General features: G+C 41.8%; 20 protein-coding genes. 7 read left to right on the top strand and 13 right to left on the bottom strand.

Features of this window, described 5'->3' with window-relative positions:
* The 4 genes from AB4128_RS06065 to AB4128_RS06050 all read left to right on the top strand — a co-directional run bounded on the left by AB4128_RS06065 (position 1) and on the right by AB4128_RS06050 (position 6,957).
* Positions 1–2,763 carry a TonB-dependent siderophore receptor gene (locus tag AB4128_RS06065; RefSeq protein WP_055023445.1) on the top strand — a complete coding sequence of 921 codons (2,763 nt, stop codon included), beginning with the start codon at positions 1–3 and terminating at the stop codon, positions 2,761–2,763.
* 245 nt (positions 2,764–3,008) lie between these two features.
* Positions 3,009–5,837, top strand: a complete 2,829-nt coding sequence (locus AB4128_RS06060; protein ID WP_372037243.1) for an insulinase family protein — start codon at positions 3,009–3,011, stop codon at positions 5,835–5,837.
* A gap of 81 nt (positions 5,838–5,918) precedes the next feature.
* Positions 5,919–6,386, top strand: coding sequence for a DUF4920 domain-containing protein (locus tag AB4128_RS06055; protein ID WP_055023447.1), 468 nt, complete (start codon positions 5,919–5,921; stop codon positions 6,384–6,386).
* Positions 6,379–6,957: a PepSY-associated TM helix domain-containing protein gene (locus AB4128_RS06050; protein ID WP_225442106.1), complete on the top strand. Its 579-nt coding sequence runs from the start codon at positions 6,379–6,381 to the stop codon at positions 6,955–6,957. Before AB4128_RS06055 ends, AB4128_RS06050 begins: the two co-directional genes overlap by 8 nt.
* A gap of 188 nt (positions 6,958–7,145) precedes the next feature.
* On the opposite strand, the gene AB4128_RS06045 is transcribed toward AB4128_RS06050, so the two are convergent.
* The 3 genes from AB4128_RS06045 to dnaB all read right to left on the bottom strand — a co-directional run bounded on the left by AB4128_RS06045 (position 7,146) and on the right by dnaB (position 11,215).
* A complete protein-coding gene (locus AB4128_RS06045) occupies positions 7,146–8,507 on the bottom strand; it encodes a hypothetical protein (RefSeq protein ID WP_055023448.1) in 1,362 nt (453 codons plus the stop codon).
* A gap of 83 nt (positions 8,508–8,590) precedes the next feature.
* Positions 8,591–9,670, bottom strand: a complete 1,080-nt coding sequence (gene alr, locus AB4128_RS06040; protein WP_055023449.1) for an alanine racemase — start codon at positions 9,668–9,670, stop codon at positions 8,591–8,593.
* 135 nt (positions 9,671–9,805) lie between these two features.
* The gene (gene dnaB, locus AB4128_RS06035; protein WP_055023450.1) at positions 9,806–11,215 is read right to left on the bottom strand and encodes a replicative DNA helicase; all 1,410 of its coding nucleotides are present in this window, start codon (positions 11,213–11,215) and stop codon (positions 9,806–9,808) included.
* Positions 11,216–11,346: 131 nt separating this feature from the next.
* Between dnaB and AB4128_RS06030 the strand changes: the two genes are divergently transcribed.
* Complete coding sequence (locus AB4128_RS06030) at positions 11,347–13,545, top strand: S46 family peptidase (protein ID WP_055023451.1); 2,199 nt, start codon at positions 11,347–11,349, stop codon at positions 13,543–13,545.
* Positions 13,546–13,800: 255 nt separating this feature from the next.
* Positions 13,801–16,764: a TonB-dependent receptor domain-containing protein gene (locus tag AB4128_RS06025; RefSeq protein WP_372037242.1), complete on the top strand. Its 2,964-nt coding sequence runs from the start codon at positions 13,801–13,803 to the stop codon at positions 16,762–16,764.
* A gap of 121 nt (positions 16,765–16,885) precedes the next feature.
* On the opposite strand, the gene rplI is transcribed toward AB4128_RS06025, so the two are convergent.
* From rplI to rpsF, 4 genes are read right to left on the bottom strand one after another with little or no spacing between them, the layout of a single operon-like run.
* Complete coding sequence (rplI, locus tag AB4128_RS06020) at positions 16,886–17,338, bottom strand: 50S ribosomal protein L9 (RefSeq protein ID WP_055023453.1); 453 nt, start codon at positions 17,336–17,338, stop codon at positions 16,886–16,888.
* A 29-nt stretch (positions 17,339–17,367) separates the two neighbouring features.
* The gene (rpsR, locus tag AB4128_RS06015; RefSeq protein WP_055023454.1) at positions 17,368–17,595 is read right to left on the bottom strand and encodes a 30S ribosomal protein S18; all 228 of its coding nucleotides are present in this window, start codon (positions 17,593–17,595) and stop codon (positions 17,368–17,370) included.
* A gap of 12 nt (positions 17,596–17,607) precedes the next feature.
* Complete coding sequence (gene priB / locus AB4128_RS06010) at positions 17,608–17,910, bottom strand: primosomal replication protein N (RefSeq protein ID WP_055023455.1); 303 nt, start codon at positions 17,908–17,910, stop codon at positions 17,608–17,610.
* Positions 17,911–17,917: 7 nt separating this feature from the next.
* Positions 17,918–18,322 (bottom strand): 30S ribosomal protein S6, encoded by a 405-nt coding sequence (gene rpsF, locus AB4128_RS06005; protein WP_055023456.1) that lies wholly within the window; start codon positions 18,320–18,322, stop codon positions 17,918–17,920.
* Positions 18,323–18,716: 394 nt separating this feature from the next.
* Here rpsF and AB4128_RS06000 point away from each other — a divergent pair, with 394 nt between their 5' ends.
* Positions 18,717–19,460, top strand: a complete 744-nt coding sequence (locus AB4128_RS06000) for a YdiY family protein (RefSeq protein ID WP_055023457.1) — start codon at positions 18,717–18,719, stop codon at positions 19,458–19,460.
* Positions 19,461–19,535: 75 nt separating this feature from the next.
* Here AB4128_RS06000 and rlmB read toward each other — a convergent pair whose 3' ends face one another.
* From rlmB to rpsI, 6 genes are all read right to left on the bottom strand, one after another.
* Positions 19,536–20,276, bottom strand: a complete 741-nt coding sequence (gene rlmB / locus AB4128_RS05995; RefSeq protein ID WP_055023458.1) for a 23S rRNA (guanosine(2251)-2'-O)-methyltransferase RlmB — start codon at positions 20,274–20,276, stop codon at positions 19,536–19,538.
* Between the two features lie 4 nt (positions 20,277–20,280).
* Positions 20,281–22,737 carry a ribonuclease R gene (rnr, locus tag AB4128_RS05990; RefSeq protein ID WP_372037241.1) on the bottom strand — a complete coding sequence of 819 codons (2,457 nt, stop codon included), beginning with the start codon at positions 22,735–22,737 and terminating at the stop codon, positions 20,281–20,283.
* A gap of 42 nt (positions 22,738–22,779) precedes the next feature.
* Entirely contained in the window at positions 22,780–23,427 is a 648-nt protein-coding gene (locus AB4128_RS05985; protein ID WP_197495541.1) for a tetratricopeptide repeat protein, read from the bottom strand.
* Positions 23,428–23,631: 204 nt separating this feature from the next.
* A complete protein-coding gene (locus AB4128_RS05980) occupies positions 23,632–24,927 on the bottom strand; it encodes an adenylosuccinate synthase (RefSeq protein ID WP_055023461.1) in 1,296 nt (431 codons plus the stop codon).
* 67 nt (positions 24,928–24,994) lie between these two features.
* A complete protein-coding gene (locus AB4128_RS05975) occupies positions 24,995–25,183 on the bottom strand; it encodes a DUF2065 domain-containing protein (RefSeq protein ID WP_055023462.1) in 189 nt (62 codons plus the stop codon).
* Positions 25,184–25,340: 157 nt separating this feature from the next.
* Positions 25,341–25,733, bottom strand: a complete 393-nt coding sequence (rpsI, locus tag AB4128_RS05970; RefSeq protein WP_055023463.1) for a 30S ribosomal protein S9 — start codon at positions 25,731–25,733, stop codon at positions 25,341–25,343.
* Positions 25,734–25,740 lie beyond the last annotated feature (7 nt).

Raw genomic sequence — 25,740 nt, 5'->3', positions numbered from 1 at the left:
ATGAAGTTAACACTTAACCCTGTATACGTCAGCATGATGCTGGCGTTAAACCTAACGGTAACCTTTTCCGCTTTTGCGGAAGAGGTTGACTCTTTTGAACAGCAACAACAAACAATCCTTGCAAGCACTAAAAAGACTGCTGAATTATGGCAGAGCTGTGCTCAGCAGTTACGTTTTCCCGAAGCGAAGTTACTGAGCGACGAGCAAGCTAAATTAATGAAAGGCTGCCTTAACAATGACGGAACCCCTGTTGAGGTGATAGAAGTCACAGGTCGTTACTTTGGCCCAGAAGTACTTGAAGCCCAAGGTAGAATATTCCTATCTCAGGATTTCATTGAAAATGCCCCTATTGGCAATGGTGACATTACTGAGCTATTAAAAGGTCTTCCGGGTATTCAAACCAGTGAAGCTGACAATAGCTTATCGAGTCTAACGGACATTCGTTCGCGTGAGGTATCTATTTCTGGTGGTAAAGCCTACCAAAATGGATTTTTTATAGACGGAATGAACGTCAATAGCCGTATCGACCCTGGTAGCTCTTCATTAGCCACAAGTAGCCAAAACTCAGTAGCGGGTCATACAAACGAGTTCTTCTTAAACAAAGACTTAGTAGAAAGCATTACCGTCTATGACTCTAATATTCCCGTCGAATATGGCGAGTTTGTGGGTGGTGTTGTGGAATCTCAAAGTAAAGATGCCTGGGATTTACCCGCGGTAAGACTGGGGTACCGAGGCACTAGTTCTGATTGGGTGGAGTTCCATGATATCTATGGCGACAATGCCGATCCTTCTGAATCTACTTTTGACAAGCCGGTATATGACAAACACCAATACAAACTTCAACTCGCTAAGAAGCTGGAAGATGGCCGAGGTATTGGTCTAAATGTTAATCACACCACATCGACACAGAGTATCGAGTCCCTTGGCGTATTAGAAGATACCGAAAGTACAAACTCGAACGTGATGTTGAAGTACGACTCTGAACTAGATTGGTTTGATCACCTCAGTGTATCAGCGCTTTATGCCCCTTTTGAAAATCACGATATTCTCACTGACACCTTAAATAGTGAGTACACAACCAAAGGGGGTGGCTATGCACTAAACGCGGTGGGTTATCGAAACCTTGGTTGGGCCGACTGGAAAATTACTGCTAACAGTCGTTACAGTGAAAATAGCCGCACAGCACCTCAAGATTACTTCTCTTGGGCGAATGTTCCAGGAAAAGATTGGGCTGATCCTTGGGCTACCGTATCTAAAGAAGGTGCTTATGGTGATCTCGATACCCAACAAATCACCTATTCGTTAAATAACAAGTTTGATTTTGACGCCAACTTTTGGGACTTAGACCATCAATTTAGTATGGGTCTACAATTAGAAAGTCAGCAAATATTGCGTGATCGAGAGCAGCAAGCTGTGACCTATTCTAACGCCAGAATAAACAGCCAAGTTGACTGTAATGGCAACAATTACGATTGTATTGAACAGTCAAATAACACCTCTATTGAAGAGCTGGAAGCCATATTAGGTGAGCCATTTGATCCAACCAATCCTGAACACCTCGCGCTTTATGAAAAGTCAGTCGGTACAACGGGACAGTTTTTTCAACGGCGAGTTATTTATCAAGAGGAACATATTGATGTCACTGTGCGTAAAGCATCAATGTACATTCAAGATGTGATCGAGTGGGACAACCTAAAACTAAATTTAGGTTTGCGTTATGACACTGAAGATTTCTTTGGTAATCATAATATCGCGCCACGTATTTCCGGTGGTTATGACCTTTTTGGCGACAACCAAACCTTAATCACTTTTGGTGCTAGCCGCTATTACGATGCGAATTTAACAACCTATGCAATTCGCGAGCAGCAGTTACCTTATATCACCCAATACCGTGACTCATACAATAATGTTGTCGGTGATTGGATTGATGACAGCGAGCAAGACTTAACGCGGTATCGATACGACGGCGTAAAAACCCCCTATTCTGATGAATTAACCTTGGGCTGGAAACAAGAATTGCTCGGTGGTTTCTTGTCCTTGCGTGGCGTTTGGCGCCAAAACAAGGATGAAATTGGTCAGGGTGACTCTGTTAGAGAAGGAGGCTATACCTATCTTTATCAAGTTAACAAAGGTGAGAGCGAGCAAAAGCGTATTTCCCTGTCTTGGAATGGCCAATGGCGCAATCATAGTTTCTGGGCGAATACTTCTTGGTCTGAAACTTATACGAGTCAGGAAAGCTATGATGACAATATCGACGATACACCAGCTGAAGATATTGTTGCTTATGAAACCACTATCATTAATGAAGATGGCACAGAAGAAACAATTTATACCGCTGTTTCTCTAGACGACCTTGACCGACTTGCATCAAATTATGCACGCCCTTGGATAGTTAATATGGGCTGGACCGCCAAGTGGACTGATGATTTACAAACGACGTTAACCGCAACATACACCCAAGGCTACACGTCTGTATCAGCAACTTCAGAAGTACATGAATTTGAAGATATTATTGAGACAACCCCTTCAGGTGAATTGTTACCCCTCGAAGCGACTATTTATAGGGAGTTTGAATACGATGATGCCATTTTATTTAATGCATCATTACGCTACCGATTACCTGATTTCAATAAGCACGGCCTAGCCTTGAGCTTTGATATAAGTAACTTATTAGACAGCAGAACATATTCGGTATTACCAGGTGAGTCTGGGGTTGAGGTTGGCCGAAGTTTCTGGCTGGGCATAAATTATACCTATGACTAAAGACACAGCATAAGTTGCAACAAAGCTAGACCTGCGTGTTGGTAAGCTATTTAGTTTACCAATACGCTGAACACCCTAAACCTAACTTACGGTTATTAAATTAAATAGCCTAATTAATATTTTGTATTCCAGATTTAATTGATAACAATCACGCATAAACACGATGTAAATGTTATCAACGATATGTCTGGATCTTTTTTAACTAGTTCGTGATGCGAACATAACTTTCTCCTAATGTGCACTCAATGAATGAATACAGAAAAATGCTGACGAGCTGTGCTCGTCTTATCGCTTGTATTGTTGTCTTCATAAGCGTTACTTGTTCAGCCCAATACCAATGGGATCCCGCTTTGACTACGGGCAAGTTAGACAATGGACTACAGTACGTTATCTACAACAGTGATAAAAAAACTGATCCTTTTAATATACGCTTGATTGTTAACGCAGGCTCCGTAGACGAGAAACAACGCGCAGGTGTTGCGCATATGCTTGAGCATATGGTGTTTCATAAAACTCAGAACCACCCAGAAGGGATCCACAACTATCTCGAAAAACTGGGGTGGAAAACAGGTTTGCAAGTTAACGCAATGACTCGTCAAACTGAAACTCAATACATGATCCGAACTCGGCCAAATGATGCATTAGATATGCAAGGATCACTTGCATTAATGTCACAACTTGCAGGCTACGCCACCTTAGATGCAGCTGATTGGCAGCGAGAACGAGGGGTAATTGTTGAAGAGTGGCGTCAGGGAAATGGGCTAGCTGATGAAGTTAACCAGCTAAAAAAAGCGGTTGTAAGAAATAACTCCCGTTATGTTGATCGCCCTACTATTGGTACTTATGAATCAATTAAACAAGCCGATATCAGTGAGCTAAGAGATTTCTACAACACATTTTATGTCGCTAGTAATATGAAATTAATCATCTCTGGTTATCTCGATGTCGCAAAAACTGAGCACGCTATTCAGCATTCGTTTGGCCTTTTACCATCAAAACCACAGCCTAAACGCGACTATGTGGCTTTGCCTTTATCGCCTAAGCTATATATAGATAAAGTGCAGCATCCTAAAGGTAGCACTTCCATGGTGGTTTATGGATTGCGTATGCCAATGCCTGACCGTACAACAGAGCAAGGTCAGTACACGTATTTACAAAATTACTTCTTACGTAAAATGATGAGAAATCAAATACGACGAAATAAATCATTAGTTGATTCTGATGATATTGAAAGCCTTAGCCTTACTGTCAAAGAGCCAACAAATAACCGTCTGATTGTTGCTATTGCCTCTCGCACTCATAATCATGAATTAGGCCTCAAAGTTGTAGCAACTGAATTGGCTCGGCTATACCGAGATGGTTTAGATAAGCAAGAATTTATCCAAATACGAGACAAAGCAAAAGAGATTAATAGCCGCAATATTAAAGCCGCAAAGCATCGTGATTTTGCCGCTTGGGAAGATAAAATTACTGAAGCGTTTGTACAAGGCAGCTTGTTAGAGTCGCCAGTTGCACGTAGCGAGCGCACTCATCAATGGTTGAATAAGATGACCTTTGAAGAGCTTAACGCACGCATGCGTGAAATACTTGATACTGAAGACAACTTTTTATACTTCCAAGCTGGTGGCGATCAACAAATCACACTACCAACAACTGCAGAAGTTCGTCAATTGCAGGCTGATATCCAAGCAAATATCAATACTCTTGAAAAAAGTGTGTTGCTAGCCGATGTCAAACCCAAAGCAGCCCAAGCCATCAATACAGCCTCGGTCTCAGAAGTAACGACACCTAATCTGCCAAAAGTGACCTCAAAACCTGGTAGTTGGTCTCCACTTGAATCTGAGCAGTGGCAATATCAACAGCAAACATTAACCTTAAGAAAATACCAGCTAAGCAATGGTGACCAACTGTTGTGGCTTAACAAACCTACCTCTGATAATAAACTGTATATCAAAGCGTTAACTCAAGTAGGTTTTCAAAACAACGCGATACCAGCGTGGCTTGCTCAAACCAGTATACAGTTGTGGCAACAGAGTGGTTTAGCGCAATGGAGTGAAACTGAGTGGCAACAATGGCAAGTGGATAATCCACATTGGCAATGGGAATTTAAAGCCAATGAGCTGGATTTAGCTGCTGTTATAGCACCCGATCAATTAGCAACCTTAATGCAGTTATATCATTTACGAATGAGTACAGGTATTGATAAAGGTGCCTGGGAGTCAGTTAAAAATGACGTTGTTGAACAGGCAAACCGAATTCAACCAAAATCGCAATTTGTCAATCAACAACGTTTTGGTGAATCAACGTTTGATGACATTAACCAAGTTGACGTTGATGCCTTAAACCAAGCAAAAATTGAAGAGCAAGCCAAAACTATCTTATCGCAACCAGCCACCTTCTATATCATTGGGGAATTATCGCAAACTGATTTAGAACAGCAAATGAGTCACTCATTGGCGAATATTAGCCGTAAAGCGAGTTTGGATAACAACAGCAGCATGCAACTTCCAGCTAACCGTGTTGAGTATATTCAAAGCCATGACCAGCAAAAAGCCGAGATTAGTCAGTACGGGTATTTACCGATGCAGTGGACCCCCGAAAATGCATTCTTAGTATCAACGCTGACACCTATTGCGAAAAAAATGCTTAAGAAAAAACTCAGACAAGAACTCGGCGGCATTTATTCTATCAAATTTGAAATGCGCTTAGATCCTCAGCAGAACAGAGTAGAAACCGAAGTGCATTACACTTGCGCACCAGAGCGTGCTGATGAATTACTTACTGCGACGAATGAAGTGCTTAACAACCTGTCTTCCGCTATTGCCGAACAAGATTTACAACGTATTGTGGAAGATATCTATTTTGCAGAAAAAAGCCGTAATAACAATGCTAACACTTGGCTGAGAAGACTTATTTTATCTGACAAACGTTATAAAAATGCTAGCTATATCAAGCGGTCTGGACAATTACACGAACAGGTAACCCTTGAAGGCTTAGAAGTACTAGCGAAACAAATCTTCCCATTACCACATCGATTAACCTTCATCGATATGCCCGGAGGAAAAAAATTATAGATGATACGTCGGCCACTCAATATAACAGTGGCCGAGTTATTGATTTTAATAAACGACCAAGACATAACAGTAGGACAAAACATGAAAGCAAAAAAAATGATTGCCGCAGCAATTTTCTTCAGCACCTTAGTCGGTACTGCGCAGGCTGCAACAGACTTTGGTGAAGGTGTGAATAGAGACTACCTAGTACCAGTATCGACCTTGATGGACTCGCCAGAGGATTACCTTGAAAACACGGTTACTATTGAAGGAACCATTGTCGGAGTATGTGAGCACCGTGGTTGTTGGATGACCATTGCCTCTGACAAGCGATTTCAAACATTGCGAATAAAAGTAAAAGACGGCGAAATGGTATTTCCATTAACTGCTCGTGGTAAAAAAGCGTTAGCGACTGGAAAACTACAGGCGCTTCGATACGATCTTGAGCAAACTCGTGAGATTAAAGCGCATTATGCTAAAGAAGCTGGCGAAGCATTCGATCCTGCATCAGTGACCGAGCCAATGACTATGTATCAACTGGTACCGACAGGAGTCAGTATCCTTGATTAAATGGTTTAAAGGTATTAATTGGTATCGTCTTAATCGAAACTTACATCGTGATATAGGGTATTTTTGCATCGGTTTTTCTATCATCTTTGCGGTATCAGGTATTGCGGTTAATCATATTGCCGATTGGAACCCTAATTATGCTGTAGAGAAGCAGACTAAGCAGGTTGATGACAGTGACTGGTTAGCACTTGACGATCAACAAATTATTCAACGAATGCAGAACAGTTTTGGATTAACACAAACGGTAAAGTCCAGCTTTTGGCAGAATAAAAATCAGTTTGAAGTTTTTCTCGATGATGGCGATACACTGTTTTGGGATAGGCGACATCATCAGGTGAGCTATCAAGATATTGAGCCTAGAGTGATCCTTCAGGCATTGAACAAGTTGCACTTGAATGAAACACGCAATGCATGGGTGTATTTCTCTGACTTGTTTGCTGGCATGTTGATATTTTTGGCACTGTCAGCCTTGTTTATGGTCAAAGGGAAGCACGGTCCAGCCAAGCCAAAATCCATTTTATTGATGAGTTTAGGCGTGTTCATTCCCGCCTTTTTCTTATTTTTATCCTGACACAGGTATTATAAACAATGCTTATTGAGTCCTTAAATAAAGAACTCAATAAGCATTTAAATTAGAAACTAATTGAGTGTAAATCGTATACCTTTCCCGCAATATCTGTAACTTAAATCATAACTAATCAAAGCGTTAATGACAGAAGCTAAAGCAAGATCGTTTCAGTAATAAAATTAGTAGTTGAATTAAAAGGGCTGATTAACCATGACCCAAAACTGGCTTTCATCGCCACCAGTGACAAAGTCGGTACGAATAACGATACTTTCAACTTCAAATCGAATACTCGCACCATAAGCCGTTTTCATCTCTTCATGGAGAGAATCGAAGCTGAACTCGTCACTGACATTACCCGCTTCTAACAATAACGCCCATTGCCACCAAGGTACGTTATACAAATTAAACACAGGTAGATTCTGCAGGGGCTGCCAGCGAGGAGTGATGCGATATTCTAAAGCATAATTAACTGCACTACGGCCAGTAAATTGCTTTGAGTCGTAGCCTCTAAGTCGATCAAAACCACCCAAGGAGACGCCAGCAAAACTCGGCGGACGCTTAAATTCTTGTGTACTATTGTCAATATCATTCCAAGTTGGCGTATCGGCAATATAAACATTGGTAGCTAATACGTGATCTTCAAACCAAGCATTGCTCCCAAGTGACAAAAATGCACTTTGCTCAAATTCCCACATCAACCAATTTGGGTCATCATTTATATCGCTACCACGGGTAATGGTTAAATTACTCTCACCACCTTGGCTACTATTATTAGCTGAATCACGGTTATCCCAGTTAAGCGACAACTCAAAGCCTCTGGCTTCATCAGGTAAGTAATCCAAGGCCTCTAACTCACGATATTTGTTAAAGGGAGTTAAACTAATGCTTGTGACACCAGATTCTAATGGATTCCAGCTCACTGCATTTTTCTTTCTCGCTAACGAGGCTGCTGCGCCATTTTTGCCACCAGCAATAGGCAGGACATATTTAATATGTAGTTTTGAAAAACCTTCATCACCAACACTGATTATTCGCTCACTATCATTAGCCTGTGGTGCTTGTGGTAAGTAGTAAATTCCTTGTTCATAGTGACCACGAAATACCTCAGCACTAAACAGCCATTGATCAAGTTTAGGTAATTGATAATTATAAAATCCAGCATAAGTTAACCAGCTGTCATTTGCAGAGTATAGGCCAATGCCTAAAGCGACTGCTTGCGCTTGGCCAGCATGCTTTACTAATCCTGCAGCGCCAAATGTAGTGCTAAGGGTTTCTGTTGAAAAAACAATAGGAACAGCGACAAACTCAGGATCATATTGATGATTTGATTGTGGTTCAGACTGTTTTTGAGCCGTTTGATTCGCGTCTTCAGTATCTCTAGCCGCTTCATCATGAGGCAACTCTACAGATACAGTGGCCCCTTCTGACGCCAATGTTTGTATATTGGGTGTTTCAATATCGCTACTCTGTGAGATCACAGAGCTTGCTTGAGCCACACTATTTACGCTTAATAAAAGGCAATAAATCAATACTACAGATTTATACAACTGCACCTAGTTTTCCTTCTAATACAGGCTAACTATTGACTTAATTAACCTGCAACATCTAGTTTCACAACGAAAATTACTGACAAATGTTATTGCTGTAAATCTACTACAACCCTGGGAGTCAGTTTAGTCACAAGCTCATAAGCAATGGTGCCTATGTGCTCCGCAACTTCTTCAACGGCAAGCGCCTTGCCCCATAACTGAACAAGATCGCCAACCTTATCTGTAGCATCTTTACCTAAATCCACTGTCAGCATATCCATAGATACACGACCAACGATCGGTACTCTACGACCATTTAACCAAACTGGGGTGCCTTCTGGAGCATTGCGTGGATATCCATCACCATAACCAATGGCAACAACGCCAAGCCGAGTATCATTATCAGCGGTCCAATGGGCGCCATAACCAACACTTTCTCCGGCTTTATGTTCCCTGACAGCAATCAGGTTAGACACTAATTCCATGGCAGGTGTAAGTCCATGATGGGTGCCTTTGTCACCGAAAACAGGTGAAACACCATATAATGCAATGCCAGGTCTAATCCAGTCGCACTGGCTGTGCGGCCAGAACAATGTAGCAGCAGAATTCGCCAAAGTTACATCACCAGGTAAGCCTTTAATCAGCTGCTCAAACGCATCAATTTGACGTTGTGTTAATGCATTATCGGGTTCATCAGCGCAGGCAAAATGTGTCATTAAGTGAATTGGCTTAGCCACATTAGGACAAGTAAGCAGACGTTGATATATCTCGTTAAATTGCTCTAAATCAAAGCCTAAACGGTGCATACCTGTGTCCACTTTCATCCACACAGTAATCGGCTTAGATAAGGACGACTGTTCTAACATTTCTAACTGAGACTCGTGATGCACAACCGTATCAATTTGATGCTCTACCAGCAAAGGAAGATCTGATTGGCGAAAACACCCCTCTAACAGTAATAATTTCGCACTCACGCCGCCAGCGCGAAGTTGTAGCGCCTCTTCCAGCCTTGCTAAGCCAAACCCATCAGCATTATCAACACATTGGGCGACATTTAATAAACCATGTCCATAACCATTGGCTTTAACAACAGCCATGACCTTACTATTCGGCGCAATTTCTCGCAGCCGAGTGAGGTTATTCTGTAGCGCTTGACGACTGATTTCTGCGCGTGGAAAAGGTTTCAAATACTTAGCCTTATTTTGCTGTAGTTATATGTTACTCATTACCTAACAGCATTCAAAAAATTAGCCTCTGTTAATTATAACAGAGGCTTGAATATTACAGGTTATTTGGCGGTCATTAAGCTGACTTAGGCAGCTTTAATCTTCATCAAATATCTGAGTGCCAGAATAATTATCAAAGCGTGAAAACTGGCCTTGGAAGGTCAAAGGCACACGACCAATTGGGCCGTTACGCTGTTTACCGATAATAATTTCTGCGACACCTTTTTGTTCAGAATCATCGTTATACACTTCATCACGATAAATAAACATGATCAAATCCGCATCTTGCTCAATCGATCCTGATTCACGTAAATCTGAGTTAACAGGTCGCTTATCGGCACGTTGCTCCAACGAGCGGTTAAGCTGCGATAATGCAATCACAGGGATCTCTAATTCTTTGGCTAACGATTTCAGCGACCGGGAAATTTCGGCAATCTCTAAGGTACGGTTATCTTTTAATGACGGCACCTGCATTAACTGCAAGTAATCGATCATGATCATAGATAAACCACCATACTCGCGAGCTATTCGGCGTGCACGACTGCGAACCTCTGTAGGAGTGAGACCAGAGCCATCATCAATATACATTTTACCTTGCTCAAGCATTATGCCCATGGTCGATGATACACGTGCCCAATCTTCATCATCCAATTGTCCGGTACGGATTTTCGTTTGGTCGACTCGACCTAATGACGCCAACATACGCATCATGATTTGTTCTGACGGCATTTCTAAGCTGAAAATCAGTACAGGTTTATCTTCGTTCATCGCCGCTTGTTCACACAAGTTCATCGCAAAGGTCGTTTTACCCATCGATGGACGCGCAGCGACAATCACCAAATCGCCAGATTGGAAACCCGCTGTCATTTTATCTAGGTCACTAAAGCCACTCGAAACTCCTGTCACACCGTTTTGAGGGTTGTTATATAACTGCTCAATTTTATCAACGGTTTTCTCAAGGATTGATTTAATTCCTTCAGGGCCTTCATTAGCATTAGCGCGAGACTCAGCAATTTTAAATACTTTGGTTTCTGCTAAATCCAATAAGTCACTTGAATTGCGGCCTTCGGGGTTATAGCCTGCATCAGCAATTTCGTGTGCAACGCCAATCATGTCCCTGACAACAGCACGTTCACGAACGATATCAGCGTAAGATAAAATATTACCTGCACTTGGCGTGTTTTTGGCAATTTCACCTAAGTAAGCAAAACCACCAGCATCTTCAAGTTGATCTTCAACTTCTAATCGCTCAGATACAGTAATTAAATCGATCGGTTGGCCGGTTTCAACCAAACGGCTCATTGCCGCATAAATCATGCGGTGAGAGCGGGAGTAAAAATCTTCAGCCACAATCGCTTCAGCAACACGATCCCAAGCATCGGCATCCAGCATTAAGCCACCTAAAACTGATTGCTCAGCTTCAATGGAATGCGGCGGCAATTTAAGCGCATCGACTTGAGCGTCTTTTAACCTTTCTTTTGCCTTAAAAACACCTTTTTGTGACATTAAAACTCCCAATTCCCAACCTGTTTGTAAAATATGGTATAACACCGAGGTCATGCAAACATGTCGCATATATCAATACATGAGACATCAACCGCTAATGCGGATAAACAATAATAATATAAGGAAAGAACATGCGTATTGCACTCGTTGCAGCCCTTGTGCTGTCTTCTGGGTTAGCTCAAGCCGATGAAGGCCAATGGCAACCCTATCAAATGCCTTCTATTGCAGATAAATTAGCACAACGCGGCATCGAAATTCCTGCAAAACAGCTTGCAGACTTAACACAATATCCAATGAATGCTGTCGTCGGTCTAGGCTATTGTACCGCCAGTTTCGTCTCTCCCCAAGGGCTAGTTGTTACCAATCATCATTGTGCTTATAGAGCAATACAATATAACAGTAAAACTGAGCACAACTACCTTGAAGAAGGTTTTCTTGCTAACACTAAAGCAGAAGAACCTTCAGCTGGCCCCAACGAGCGATTATACATTACCGAAGCCGTTACGGATGTAACTAAAAGCGTAAATGCCAATTTAAGTGCAGATCCATTAACTCGCTATCAAGATATTCAGTCAAACCGTAAAGCATTAATTAAAGAGTGTGAAACCGATGAAAACTATCGCTGTTCGGTAAGTAGTTTCCACAATGGTTTAGAATACTATTTGATTAAACAACTTATCATCCGCGATGTGCGCCTTGTGTATGCACCACCAGAAAGTGTTGGGGCATTTGGTGGCGATATTGATAACTACGAATACCCACGCCATTCTGGCGATTTTACCTTTTTGCGTGCTTACGTCGGTAAAGATGGAAAACCAGCCGTATATTCAGAAGACAATGTTCCTTTTGAGCCAAAAAGCTACCTTAAGATTAATGCTGACGGCGTAAAAGCAGGTGATGGTGTGTTTGCAGCAGGTTACCCTGGTGCAACAAGTCGTTATCGCCTAACAAGTGAGCTTGAATTTGCTAGTGATTGGATGTACCCAACCTATGCAAAACGTTATCAGTTACAGATTGATACCATTAACAGCATGGCTGCGACAGATAACGCTATCGCCATCAAATATGCGGGCAATTTAGCATCAATGGCAAACCGAATGAAAAAGCTTAACGGTTTACTTGATGGCTTTAAAGCAACCGATATTGTTGGTATTAAACAAACTCGTGAAGATGACTTTTTAGCTTGGCTAAAAAAGGATACTCAAGCTAATCAAAATCTCATCACTGAATTAGAATCTTTATTAGCCGAGCAGCAAACGCAAGTTCAAACTGATTATTATTTTAATAATGCACAATCTAGTGCGTTATTGTCTGCCGCTAAGAAGTTATACCGACTCGCTAAAGAAAAGCAGCTTCCTGATGCCGAACGTGAACAAGGTTTCCAAGAACGTGACATGAAAATGTTTGCTGCGAACTTAAAGCGTCTTGAGCGCAGCTTTGATGTGTCGGTTGATAAAACACTTTGGCTCCAAGATTTAAATGCATATATGGGGCAAAACCAACGCGTCGAAATTTTGGATAATGCATTAAACCAAATCTCTGATGCACAGGAGTTATCAGATAAACTTGATGGTTATTACGCTTTAACTGGTCTCACCGATAAAGAAAAGCGCTTAGCGTGGATGGAAAAGGATGCCGAAGCATTTGAAACCAGTGCCGACCCATTTATCCGCTTAGCCGTCGCCCTTCATGACACCAATATGGCGCAGGAAAAAGCCGAAAAGACATTAAAAGGAAAACTGTCTACCGCTCGTCCTGAGTATATGAAAGCTGTGATTGCTTATTACAAGGCAAATGACTGGCCAGTATACCCAGATGCGAACAGAACATTGCGTATCACCTACGGTATGGTCGATGGTTATCAATCTCGTGATGCACTTTACAAACAACCATTCACACGCCTTGAAGGGATTGTAGGTAAGCATACGGGTGAAGAGCCATTTAATGCACCGAAAAAATTATTGGATGCCATTGCAACAAATGATTACGGTAAACACACTGTGGCTTCAGTTTATCAAGACCCTCGCTCTTGGATATGCAGCTTGTTCTCTTGTTTAGATAAGCCGGAAGAATTTAACTCAGTGCCTGTTAACTTCTTATCAAGTGTTGATACTACTGGCGGTAATTCAGGCTCACCAGTATTTAACGGTAAAGGCGAACTGGTTGGTCTTAACTTTGATTCAACCTACGAAGCAATCACCAAAGATTGGTTCTTCAATCCAACCATTACCCGTGCTGTGCATGTTGATTTCCGCTACATCCTCTGGATGATGGATAAAGTGGATAATGCGCAAAACTTAATAAATGAACTAGAACTCGTAAGAAATTAATAAAATCAACAAATTAAAAAATGGTGCATTTACTGCGCCATTTTTTATGCCTCAAACCCAAGCTGGCGCTACAAAAAAACGTTTTTGAAGATAAACCATTAATTTATTTATACAAGCCAACTCCAGAACATCCTTATAACAATTTGTTTACTTCTTGTAACATTTAATATAAAAAATAAAAGACCACCTATTCGGTGGCTTTTTAACCAAGGATTAAAAGTAATTTAATCATTATAAGGAAAAGTCAGGATGACAATGAAAAACAAGACATTTAAGCGCTCGCTTATCGCAATGTCTATTTCCACCTTATTTACAATCAGTACGCCAGTTCTAGCAGCAAGTAATACCGATGGTTCTATTCAAGGTTCTGTTACATCAGAAACCAGTCAAGCGGTATCTGGCGCTAGTATCATAATTAAAAACCAAGATACAGGCTTAACAAGAACCATCCAGTCTGATTCAAATGGTAAATATCGGATCCCACGTCTCCCAATTGGTGCATACACGATCACAATTTCTGCTGATGGTTATGCAGATGAAGTGATTGAGAATGTCAATGTAGCAATCGGTAGTAACTCCAATGTTGAAGCTTCCCTTGATCCTGAAGGAATGGAGCGCCTAAAAGTAACAGGCTCAAGCCGTATCGCATCAATAGATACAACGTCGTCCGAAGCGACTATGGTTATCGGACAAGTTGAAATTGAACGCCTACCATTACCTAAAGATATTACCAGTGTCGCGCTTCTTGCACCTGGTACAACACGGGGTGACGGCCGATTTGGTAACTTTGCTTCTTTCGGTGGCGCATCTGTAGCTGAAAATGCATTTTTTATTAATGGTTTAAATGTCACAAACTTCCGTAATGGACTCGGCTTCTCAAATGTACCGTTTGATTTTTACGAGCAATTTGAAGTCAAGACTGGTGGTTATGGAGCAGAGTTCGGTCGCTCAACCGGTGGTGTTGTTAACGCAGTAACAAAGCGCGGTTCAAATAACTGGGAGTTTGGCGGCAATATTCGATACCGCCCTGACGCACTTAGATCTGACTCTCCGAACAGTTACGACATGAACGGTGACATCTACAACTATAATGCTGAAGACTACTATGACAATGTTGAAGGTAATGTATATGCATCGGGTCCAATTATTCAAGATAAGCTGTTTTTCTATGCGATGTACCAACCTCGTTCAGAGAAAGAAGAATATGTAGCTGACAGAGGAACAACCTTTTCTTCAGTTAAATCAGATAACCCATTCTGGGGGCTAAAACTTGATTGGAATATTGCCGAAAACCACACGCTTGAATTTACAGGTTTCTCGGATGAGTCTGACGATGAATCAAGTAACCATTTATATGACTACGAAAACAAAAAAGTCGGCGATCAAACGTCTGTTAGCATCGACAAATCTGGTGGTGATAACTATGTATTTGCTTATACAGGGCAATTAACCGACTCGTTTAGTGCGAGATTACTTTATGGTGTCAATGAATATAACCTAACATCTTCAAGCAACATCGCCGAAGACTGTAACCTTATTTATGACCGCAGGGCATCTGCCCCTAAAGTATCACGTGGCTGTGCTTCTGCCGCCGACTATTTCCAAGAAGAAGGCAGTGACAAGCGTGAAGAGTTCCGTGCAGATTTTGAATGGTTTGTTTCGGACAATCACGTCATTAACTTCGGTTACGATCAAGAAATCAATACCTCAAGCAGTAATCAATACTACTCAGGACCAGATGGAGTGTATTGGTTCTATTACGACACGGCACCAGGAACAGAACTTCCAAACGGCGGCATAGTACCTGATGGCGTAACCGAATATGCTCGTTCAAGGGAGCGAACTGTCGGTGGTGACTTCGAAGTAAATTCATCAGCACTATATATTGAAGATACTTGGACAGTTACCGATGATATTACCCTCTCACTCGGTCTTCGCTGGGATTCATTCAACAATAAAAACTCTGAAGATGAGAGTTTTGTGAAAATTGATGACATGTTTGCGCCACGCTTAGGCGCTTCTTGGGATATCAACGGTGATGGTGAATCAAAATTATTTGCTAACGTCGGTCGCTACTTCTTACCCGTAGCCAGTAATACTAACGTTCGTTTAGCGGGTAACGAATATGATGTTCGTAAATATTACGTGCTAGAAGGCACCACTGACCAAGAAATAAATGGTATTCAAGTCCCTACTCCGAATTTAGGAGCTCAAATCGGTGATGACGAGTACTTAGCTGACGGCACCGTTCCTGACACAGCGGGTATTGTTGATCAAGATCTAGACCCTATGTATCAAGATGAAATTATTATTGGCTATCAAGCCATGCTAAACGAAGACTGGTCATGGGGCATAAAAGGGACGCAACGTAAGCTAAATGGTGCTATCGATGATATGACTATCAGTCATTGGACAGAAGCTAAATACGGTTGTTCACACCCAGGTGGGGGCGGATATGTATTAGGCAACCCTGGCGAAGATATGACTGTTGCAGTTGATTCTGATTGTGATGCTGAGCACACCCTAGACAAAACGGTCACAATACCTGGTTCCGAGCTAGGCTATCCTGAGGCAGAAAGAACTTACAACGCTGTCGACTTGACCTTAAATCGTGCATGGACTGACGATTGGAGTATGAGTGCGACTTATACTTGGTCGCAAAGTTATGGCAATACTGAAGGCTTAGTTAAATCAGATAATGCGCAGGATGATGCGGGTTTAACACAAGACTTCGACTTTCCTGAGCTAATGGATGGGGCTGATGGTTACTTGCCTAATGACCGTCGTCATATGTTTAAAATATATGGTGCATATGCCATTACCGACGACTTTACCGTGGGCGCAAACTTTACTGTTGAGTCTGGTCGTCCATTGAATAAGTTTGGTGTTGGGCATCCAAACGGACAACCAACATATGGTGATACTTACTACACGTTAAACTCTGATGGTACTTCGTATGACTTTAATCCTAGAGGAAGCGATGGTCGTACCGACTGGGTTTACCGTTTAGACTTATCGGCGTCATATATGATTCAAGTGTCTGAGTTAGACGTTTTGCTAAAAGCGAATATTTATAACGTATTCGACTCGTCGGCAACAACTCGTCAAGTGGAAACCTATGAGCTAAATAGTCCAGGTACCATAGATACTGATTTTGGCACAATTACTGGTTATCAAACACCACGTTATGTTGAGTTCAGTGCAAGTGTGAAGTTCTAACCTTTAAAAATACACTTTCTTATTAAACTGCACGAGGAACTCCCCCTCGTGCTTTTTTATGCCTTTTTTGACATAAAAAAACACCGCCAATTGGCGGTGTTTTCTTTAAAGCAAATTGTTATTAGTCTTCTGAAACAACAGAAACTTTAACAACAGCTTTAACTTCAGTGTGAAGTTGAACTTCAACTTCGAAGTCACCTAAAGTGCGTAAAGCACCTAAAGGTAGACGTACTTCAGCTTTAGCAAGCTCAACACCAGCAGCAGTTACTGCATCAGCGATGTCACGAGTACCAACTGAACCGAATAGTTTACCTTCGTCACCAGCTTTAGAAGCGATAACAACAGCTTCTAATGCAGCAAGCTTTTCAGCGCGCGCAGCACAAACACCTAATTCAGCAGCTAATTTAGCTTCTAATTCAGCGCGACGTGCTTCGAAAACTTTAACGTTTTCGTCGTTTGCGATCACAGCTTTGCCTTGTGGCAAAAGGAAGTTACGTGCGTAACCAGCTTTAACTGAAACTTGGTCACCTAGGTTTCCAAGGTTAGCGATTTTATCAAGCAGAATAACGTTCATTATCTAATTCCTCTGATTTAATACTGCGATTACTGATGTAAATCAGTGTATGGCAGTAGAGAAAGATAACGAGCACGCTTAATCGCGCGAGCTAGTTGGCGTTGATATTTAGCACTAGTACCAGTGATACGGCTAGGAACAATCTTACCGCTTTCTGTTACGTAGTTTTTTAAAGTAACGATATCTTTGTAATCAATTTCTGCAACACCTTCAGAGGTGAAACGACAGAACTTGCGACGACGGAAATAACGTGCCATGTTGACAGTCTCCTAAGTTTTCAATTCGACATTTTCGGCATGCATAACCAATTTATTTTGGCCATTTCGTCCTTGCTGCATAGAGATAAACCCTTCAACTTGGACCTGCACGCCTGCTTTTAATTCTTCTGTAACGCTATTAAAGCGTTGGCCACTTAATATGACTTGGATGAGACAATAAACGTTACGTAACATTTGGTCTTCATACCGCTGTGTTTTGTGCTCTAACGTGATGACCTTATGAGGTATCCCGCTTGGACTTTCAAAACGCTTAGAACGAGTTATCGTTCCGGCCAATACTAAGTGATTAATCACAGACTAATTATTCAGCAGATTCTTCAGCGCTTGCTTCTACTTCTTTTTCAGCAGCTGGTGCAGCAGTAGGAGCACGACGTGAATCACGCTCATCTTTTGCTTTAGCCATTGGAGAAGCTTCAGTAACAGCAGTTTTAGTGCGCATTACCATGTTACGCAGAACAGCGTCATTGAAACGGAAAGCTGTTTCTAACTCTTCGATAGACTCTGCAGTTGCTTCTACGTTCATAAGAACATAGTGAGCTTTATGTAGGTCTTGAATTGGGTAAGCCAATTGACGACGACCCCAATCTTCTAGACGGCTGATAGTACCGTTAGCATCAGTGATTACACTGCTGTAACGCTCGATCATACCTGGGACTTGTTCACTTTGATCTGGGTGAACCATAAATACGATTTCATAATGACGCATTTATTGCTCCTTACGGTTAATTAGCCTCACGTGTGGCTCAGTCACACCAAGTTGGAGGCAAGGAACGAAATTAAATGACTGATTTGAGCGCGACATAGTACAGAAACACAACAGCAAACTCAAGTAATATTTCTAGTGGTTCAAGCTAGATTTGTGATTCACTTCGTTTAGGGGAAACCCTGCTGTTATCAATGCTCAATAGTTATCTTCCCTTCCTTGTAAACACCTCGTTTTTTTACTTTGCAATCAGATTGATAACTAAGCTCTGCCCCATATTATAAAACCTTAAGGGAAATTGGCATGTCTGAGCGCTTTGCAGCTAACTCGATTACAGGTATTATGTCGCTTCATCCGTATTTCAGGCGTTCACAATCATAATTCATAGAAAAGCGTAATGAAAAAAGTCGTCATGTTAACTTCCACCCTGCTCGCCTCAACGCCAGTCTGGGCATTAGTACCGCCAGATTACAAAGAGCCACCAAGCGACTTTAATGCTGAAATTGAAGCTGGAATGCAATTAAATACCGGTAACAATAAATCGCAGAATTTTAATGGCCGTACTTACTTAAATTACGACACAGAAAAAGCTAGGCAAGAGTTTACTTTCAAAGTCTATTACGCAGCTGATGATGAGTCGACGACAGCTGAAAAGTACGACGTTTATGCCCAATCAAGTTATAAATTAGACAGTGGTTATATTTTTGGACGAGGTGAATTCACCTGGGACGATTTTGGTAGCTATACCAAACTAATGACCATTTCATCTGGTTACGGTTTTGATATTATCTCCAACTATCAAACAAAGCTCAGTTTAGAGGTGGGTCCAGGTTTTCGTTATGATTTACCTAAAGCCACAGATTCAGACTTAAACCCTGATGCTAACCAAGATATTATTTTACGTACCGCAGCCAAGTATTCAGTGAAGCTGCAAGAGTACACCAGCTTAAATGCAGACTTAACCTCTGAAGTCGGTGAAGATAACAATACCCTGACGCTAGACTTGAGCTACAAAAATACTTTCTTGCAGGATTGGGCATTCAAAATTGGTGTGAACGTCAGATACACTGCAGTTGTTCCAGAAGACAGTGTCAAAACCGATACGATTACCACGTTCAATCTTCTCTATACTTTTCAGTAAATCCATTTACGATTTTTATCGCATAAAAAAACGGGCATTAAGCCCGTTTTCGTCGTGTCGCATTTTCAGTTCATTTTATGCTTTGCGTTGACGCACTGCTTCAAATAAACAAATACCGGTTGCTACTGATACATTCAAGCTTGAAACACTTCCAGCCATTGGAATCGAGACTATCGAATCACAACTTTCACGAGTTAAACGACGTAGTCCTTTATCTTCTGCGCCCATTGCAATCGCTAATGACCCTTTTAAGTCTGCTTGATACAGTTCGCAATCCGCTTCACCTGCCGCACCAATAATCCAAACACCTTTTTGCTGAATATGACGCATGGTACGAGCAAGGTTAGTCACTTGAAATAACGGGATGGTTTCAGCAGCACCACAAGCAACCTTACTTACGGTTGCAGTTAACCCAACTGAATTATCTTTCGGCACAATAATGCCCTGTACGCCTGCGGCATCCGCGTTACGAAGACAAGCACCTAAATTATGTGGGTCCGTTACGCCATCTAATATTAATAAAAAGGCTTGATCAGTTTTTTCAAGTAATACGTCTAAATCATTTTCAGTTAAGATTTTTGCAGGCTTAACCCGTGCAACAATTCCTTGATGTTGACTACTGGCAGATTTGTCATCAAGTACTTTGCGACTTGAACGTTGCACCGACACACCAAACTGTGTCGCCGAATTAATTAACGGCAATACACGTTCATCTTCACGGCCTTGTAAAGCCCATAGCTCAATAATGCGCTCAGGTGCGTTGCGTAGCAAAGCTTCAACTGCATGGATGCCAAAAATGATATCTTGTTTTTTCATTTACTTATTTTCTCTTACGCTTTGCTTTTGATGGTTTCTTTGCAGCGGTGGCTGAGGTGCCTTTTGCTGTTTTTTTAGCGGACTTACTTGTACTTTTTCGCTTAGCTGCGGTACTTGTTCGCGTTTTTTTACTACTCGAACCACGCTTCTTTTTGCCTTTTTCGGTCGTTGCTTCGCTGTCACGACTCGATTTACCCGCTCCGACTTTAGCCCCTTCAAGGTTTGCACGCTCACGAGCAGTTAATGGCTTGCGGTTAGCTTTTTTACGACTCTTTCCATGATCGCCAAGCATAATTAAATCAATTTGTCGGTCATCTAGATTAACCGCAGCAACTTTAACACTCACTTCATCACCGACTTGATATACATTCTTGGTGTTTTCACCAATCAAACGCTGACGCATAGGATCAAACTGATAGTAATCACTCACTAAACTTGAAATATGAACTAAGCCATCAATATAAAGATCCTTTAATCGGACAAATAAGCCGAAACTCGTAACAGAGGCAATAACGGCCTCAAAGTCATCACCCACATGATCTTGCATGTATTCGCACTTAAGCCAATCGCTGACATCACGTGTCGCTTCATCTGCACGGCGTTCAGTGGTTGAACACTCTTCACCTAACTTATCTAGCTCATCAAGATCGTAATGATAGCCACCTTCAGGGGTCCATTTGTCCTTAACATTGCCCTCTTGGGCAGCTAATAAATAGCGTATCACGCGGTGCAAGACTAAATCAGGATATCGACGAATAGGCGATGTAAAATGCGAATACTCGGTTAATGCTAGACCAAAGTGACCATCGTCATCAGGGCTATATACTGCTTGGCGCATAGAGCGCAGCAACATAATTTGAATTAACTCTGCATCTGGCCTATCAGCAATTTTCAGCATCACATCTTGATAATCTGATGGTGTAGGCTCATCACCACCATTCATCGACAGGCCACGTTCGGCTAAAAACTCTTTGAAATTAGCTAGTTTAGTCTCTGATGGCGCTTCATGAACTCGATATAACACTTCACCTTTATGCTTTTTAACAAATTTAGCAGAAGCTACGTTAGCAAGGATCATGCACTCTTCAATAATCTTGTGCGCTTGGTTTCGACTTCTCGGCACAATAGCTTCGATTTTACGTTGCTCATTAAAGATAAACTGTGTCTCAACAGTTTCGAATGCTATCGCACCACGCTCAACTCGACGTTCATTCAATGTTAAATACAGTGATTGTAAACATTGAAGATGTGGGAATAAGCTTTCGTGCTCAGGCGCAATCTCACCGCCTTCAAGCATGGCTGCAACTTGGGTATAAGTGAACCGAGCATGAGAATGCATGACCGCAGGATAAAACTTGTAACCCGATAGTTTACCAGCAGCAGAAATCGTCATTTCCGCAACCATACATAAACGGTCGACATGCGGGTTTAGCGAACATAAACCGTTCGAAATTTTCTCAGGCAACATTGGAATAACTTGCGATGGGAAATACACAGAGTTACCACGCGCTCTCGCTTCTTCATCTAATGCTGAATCAGTGCGCACATAGTGGCTCACATCCGCAATCGCTACCCATAAACGCCAGCCACCACTTGGTTTTGTTTCTGCATACACTGCATCATCAAAATCTCGAGCATCTTCACCATCAATAGTCACTAACGGTAAATGTCGTAAATCAACACGGCCTTTTTTATCAGACTCTGGGACTTCATCAGGAATACGTTTGAGTTTTTTCTCAATAACTGACGACCATTTATGCGGTAAATCGTAATTGCGCAGTGCAATTTCAATTTCCATACCCGGCGCCATGGTCTTACCCAAAACTTCCGTCACTTTCGCAGCTGCTTTTACAAAGCGGCCAGGTCGACGAGTGAGCTCAACCACGACAACGTCACCCGCACGAGCGCCGTTGGCATCTTCTTTTGCTATTAATATTTCTTGAGTAATACGTCTATCATCGGCAATGACAAATGCCATACCTGCATCAACGTGATAGCGACCAACTAAGGGCGCAGTACGTTCTTGTACTAATCTGACGATGCGTGCTTCACGACGACCACGTCTGTCTGAACCTGCTTTTTGTGCCAGTACTTTGTCACCGTGGAAATACATTTGCATGTCACGATTATTGATAAATAAATCGTCACCACCTTCATCAGATTTAAAAAATCCAAAGCCATCACGGTGACCAATAATGGTGCCCGAAATTAAATCCATTCTTTCAGGTAATCCGTAGCTATGCCCACGGGTATAAACCAGTTGTCCGTCTCGCTCCATTGCACGTAAACGTCTTCTTAACGCTTCAAGATGATCTTCATCGACCATGTTAAGTGCTTTAGCAATGTGTTCACGGGTCACTGGGGATTTCTGTGCGCGTAAATACTCTAAGATGTATTCACGGCTAGGGATTGGGTTTTCGTACTTGTCTTGCTCTCTCTCAAAATGAGGATCGTTGATCATTCAATTTCCAAATAATTTACTCCACCTTTGGAGTATTCGCGTTTAATGCAGCTGTGGCTGCTGAGCTCGCTCTACTATACTGGCGGGCATCTTAGCGGCTAAATTCTGCAATAATGAAGTCGCTTGTTTTTGCGTTGCTTCATCATTAAATACGCTGTTATATAACCAATGGTAACCTAACTTATAGTCTACAGGGCTACCATAACCTTCGCTAAATAAGCGAACTAACATAAGTCGTGCTGGAACATCACCATTGGCAGCTGCAGGCATCACATACTGCACAGCACGATTCTTATCTTTAACTACCATTTTGCCGTGATAGTAATATTCGGCCAGTTTTAGCATCGCCTCTGCGCTACCTTGCTCTGCAGCAATTTGTAATTGTTTCATACCACGAGAGGCATGCTTAGGTACGCACACACCATGGTTAAGCATTTCGCCCCATAAAAACTGATACATGGGCTGCTTTAAAATTTCAGCTCTTGCTTCAATATCTTGCACTAACTGACAATCATCGGTTTGCACTTGCTCTAAATATCGATCAGTACGAATTAATGTCAATAACTGTTCATCACTATAGATATCCACTGAAGCAAGTTCAGCAACAGCAAGATAAGGAATAAAACAGAAGATGACCAAACTTAATCGCAGCATAACAATTCTCAATGACACTATAGTTACTCTATGCATCGGCATTATAGCTCAATTCTTGAGTATTAACTGCACAAACTAAGGTTATTAGCGGATAAAAATGATAAAGAAAATCAATATTAGATTGGAAAAGTAACGAAGATAACTGGAGGATGACAGCGATATTTCGATTATAAATTTCAGTTAGGCTAATCAGGTTAACAACACAATAAAAAGGCCGCTAAGTTAGCGGCCTTCAATGTGTTAGTTAAATGGATTAACTAATACGATTGTTTCATTTCTATCAGGACCCGTTGAAATAACATCAACAGGTGCTTCTAGCAACTCTTCAATGCGCTTGATGTAATTAAGTGCTGCTTGTGGCAGTTGCTCAATTGACGTCGCACCGAAAGTTGTTTCACTCCAGCCAGGCATAGTTTCAAAAACAGGTGTCACCTGCTCGTAACCTTCGGCTGCTAGTGGAGTAACAGTTTCTACAGTACCATCAGGGTACTTGTAACCAACACAAATCTTAACTTCTTCTAGGCCATCTAGAACATCAAGCTTTGTTAGGCAGAAGCCGCTTACACTGTTGATTTGAACTGCACGGCGCATTGCCACTGCATCCAACCAACCTGGACGACGTTTACGACCAGTGGTAGCACCAAACTCTTGGCCTTTATGGCCTAAGTAGTCACCAATCTCATTCTCAAGTTCAGTTGGGAATGGACCAGCACCTACGCGAGTGGTGTAAGCTTTCATGATACCTAAAACATAATCTAAGTGACGAGGACCAAAACCAGAACCAGTAGCTACGCCACCTGCTGTAGTATTTGATGAAGTCACATATGGGTATGTACCATGGTCGATATCAAGTAATGTCCCTTGAGCACCTTCAAACAAGATTGGCTCACCCGCTTTACGGGCAGTATCAAGTAATTCAGTAACGTCAGTACACATGCTCTTAAGATAATCAGCAATCGCTAATGCATCTTCAAGCGTTTTTTGATAATCAACTGCTTCACAATCATAGTATTCTGTCAGCATAAAGTTGTGATATTTCATCACTTCTTTTAGCTTCTCAGCGAAAAGTTCAGCATTGAACAAATCACCGACGCGAAGACCACGACGAGAAATTTTATCTTCATAAGCTGGACCAATACCACGACCCGTTGTACCGATAGCTTGATTGCCGCGCGCTTTTTCACGAGCTACATCAAGAGCACAATGGAAAGGTAGAATTAGTGGACATGCTTCTGAAATAAGAAGACGCTCTTCGACAGGAACACCACGCTCTTTAAGCATGTTGATCTCTTTCATCAAAGCATCGGGAGCGAGCACTACACCATTACCGATAATGCATTTCACATTGTCGCGTAAGATCCCTGATGGAATCAAATGAAGTACTGTTTTATCGCCGTCGATAACAAGAGTATGACCAGCATTGTGGCCGCCTTGGTAACGAACTACATATTTTGCCTGTTCTGTTAGAAGGTCGACAATCTTACCTTTTCCTTCGTCACCCCATTGAGTGCCGAGTACTACTACGTTTTTGCCCATCGTCTGCTGCAAGGTTGCGGTATAAAGGCGAATTTTAACAGATTTTTGGGGGTATATTGCAAGTATTTTATGCGAAAATTATTAATAGTACGACGCCAGCAGAGACTAAAGATCCACCTAACCTCCTGAGAACATTCTTATTTTGCAGTGAAATCTCGGCTAAATATTTTTTCCACTGCTCAGGAAATAATAGTGGCCCTACGCCCTCTATAACTAAAACCGTGCCAATTACTAACATTAGCATTTGATAATCCATTATTCACTCCATCATTTTTGTTGCGCCAATAACATCAAGACCACTAAAACACAAAATCAGTAACACACTTATCATTTCGCATCGTCAGGCTAAATAGTAAAAAATAGGCAATAAAAAACCCAGCATATAGCTGGGCTTTTTGAATTCCAAAAACGAATTAACGTTTTGAGAATTGTGGCTTACGACGTGCTTTACGTAGACCAACTTTCTTACGCTCAACTTTACGAGCATCACGGGTAACGAAACCAGCGCCGCGTAAAGAAGGACGTAAAGCTTCGTCTAACTGAAGCAATGCACGAGTAATACCGTGACGAATTGCACCTGCTTGGCCAGTGATACCACCGCCCTTAACAGTTACATAGATGTCAAGTTTGTCAGTCATTTCAACAAGCTCTAGAGGTTGACGAACAACCATACGAGCAGTTTCACGACCAAAATATACATCTAGTGGACGTTGGTTAACAACGATTTGACCACTACCTGCTTTAGCGAATACGCGAGCAGTTGATGTTTTACGACGGCCAGTGCCGTAGTACTGAGTTGCAGACATTAGCTTA

This window comes from Shewanella sp. 10N.286.52.A9 (assembly GCF_041468985.1).
Lineage (GTDB): Bacteria > Pseudomonadota > Gammaproteobacteria > Enterobacterales > Shewanellaceae > Shewanella > Shewanella japonica.
Note: the sequence above shows the minus strand (reverse complement) of the source record. Positions and strands in the feature narration are given on the sequence as shown.

Bases quoted from the DNA above. Each gene is read 5' to 3' on its own strand.
- AB4128_RS05985 (WP_197495541.1), bottom strand. From the start codon at position 23,427: ATGCATAGAGTAACTATAGTGTCATTGAGAATTGTTATGCTGCGATTA.
- AB4128_RS06030 (WP_055023451.1), top strand. From the start codon at position 11,347: ATGCGTATTGCACTCGTTGCAGCCCTTGTGCTGTCTTCTGGGTTAGCT.
- AB4128_RS06060 (WP_372037243.1), top strand. From the start codon at position 3,009: ATGAATGAATACAGAAAAATGCTGACGAGCTGTGCTCGTCTTATCGCT.
- AB4128_RS06065 (WP_055023445.1), top strand. From the start codon at position 1: ATGAAGTTAACACTTAACCCTGTATACGTCAGCATGATGCTGGCGTTA.
- AB4128_RS05980 (WP_055023461.1), bottom strand. From the start codon at position 24,927: ATGGGCAAAAACGTAGTAGTACTCGGCACTCAATGGGGTGACGAAGGA.
- rpsR (WP_055023454.1), bottom strand. From the start codon at position 17,595: ATGGCACGTTATTTCCGTCGTCGCAAGTTCTGTCGTTTCACCTCTGAA.
- rplI (WP_055023453.1), bottom strand. From the start codon at position 17,338: ATGAACGTTATTCTGCTTGATAAAATCGCTAACCTTGGAAACCTAGGT.
- dnaB (WP_055023450.1), bottom strand. From the start codon at position 11,215: ATGTCACAAAAAGGTGTTTTTAAGGCAAAAGAAAGGTTAAAAGACGCT.
- AB4128_RS06000 (WP_055023457.1), top strand. From the start codon at position 18,717: ATGAAAAAAGTCGTCATGTTAACTTCCACCCTGCTCGCCTCAACGCCA.
- AB4128_RS06055 (WP_055023447.1), top strand. From the start codon at position 5,919: ATGAAAGCAAAAAAAATGATTGCCGCAGCAATTTTCTTCAGCACCTTA.
- AB4128_RS06025 (WP_372037242.1), top strand. From the start codon at position 13,801: ATGAAAAACAAGACATTTAAGCGCTCGCTTATCGCAATGTCTATTTCC.
- AB4128_RS05975 (WP_055023462.1), bottom strand. From the start codon at position 25,183: ATGGATTATCAAATGCTAATGTTAGTAATTGGCACGGTTTTAGTTATA.
- rlmB (WP_055023458.1), bottom strand. From the start codon at position 20,276: ATGAAAAAACAAGATATCATTTTTGGCATCCATGCAGTTGAAGCTTTG.
- rpsI (WP_055023463.1), bottom strand. From the start codon at position 25,733: ATGTCTGCAACTCAGTACTACGGCACTGGCCGTCGTAAAACATCAACT.
- rpsF (WP_055023456.1), bottom strand. From the start codon at position 18,322: ATGCGTCATTATGAAATCGTATTTATGGTTCACCCAGATCAAAGTGAA.
- rnr (WP_372037241.1), bottom strand. From the start codon at position 22,737: ATGATCAACGATCCTCATTTTGAGAGAGAGCAAGACAAGTACGAAAAC.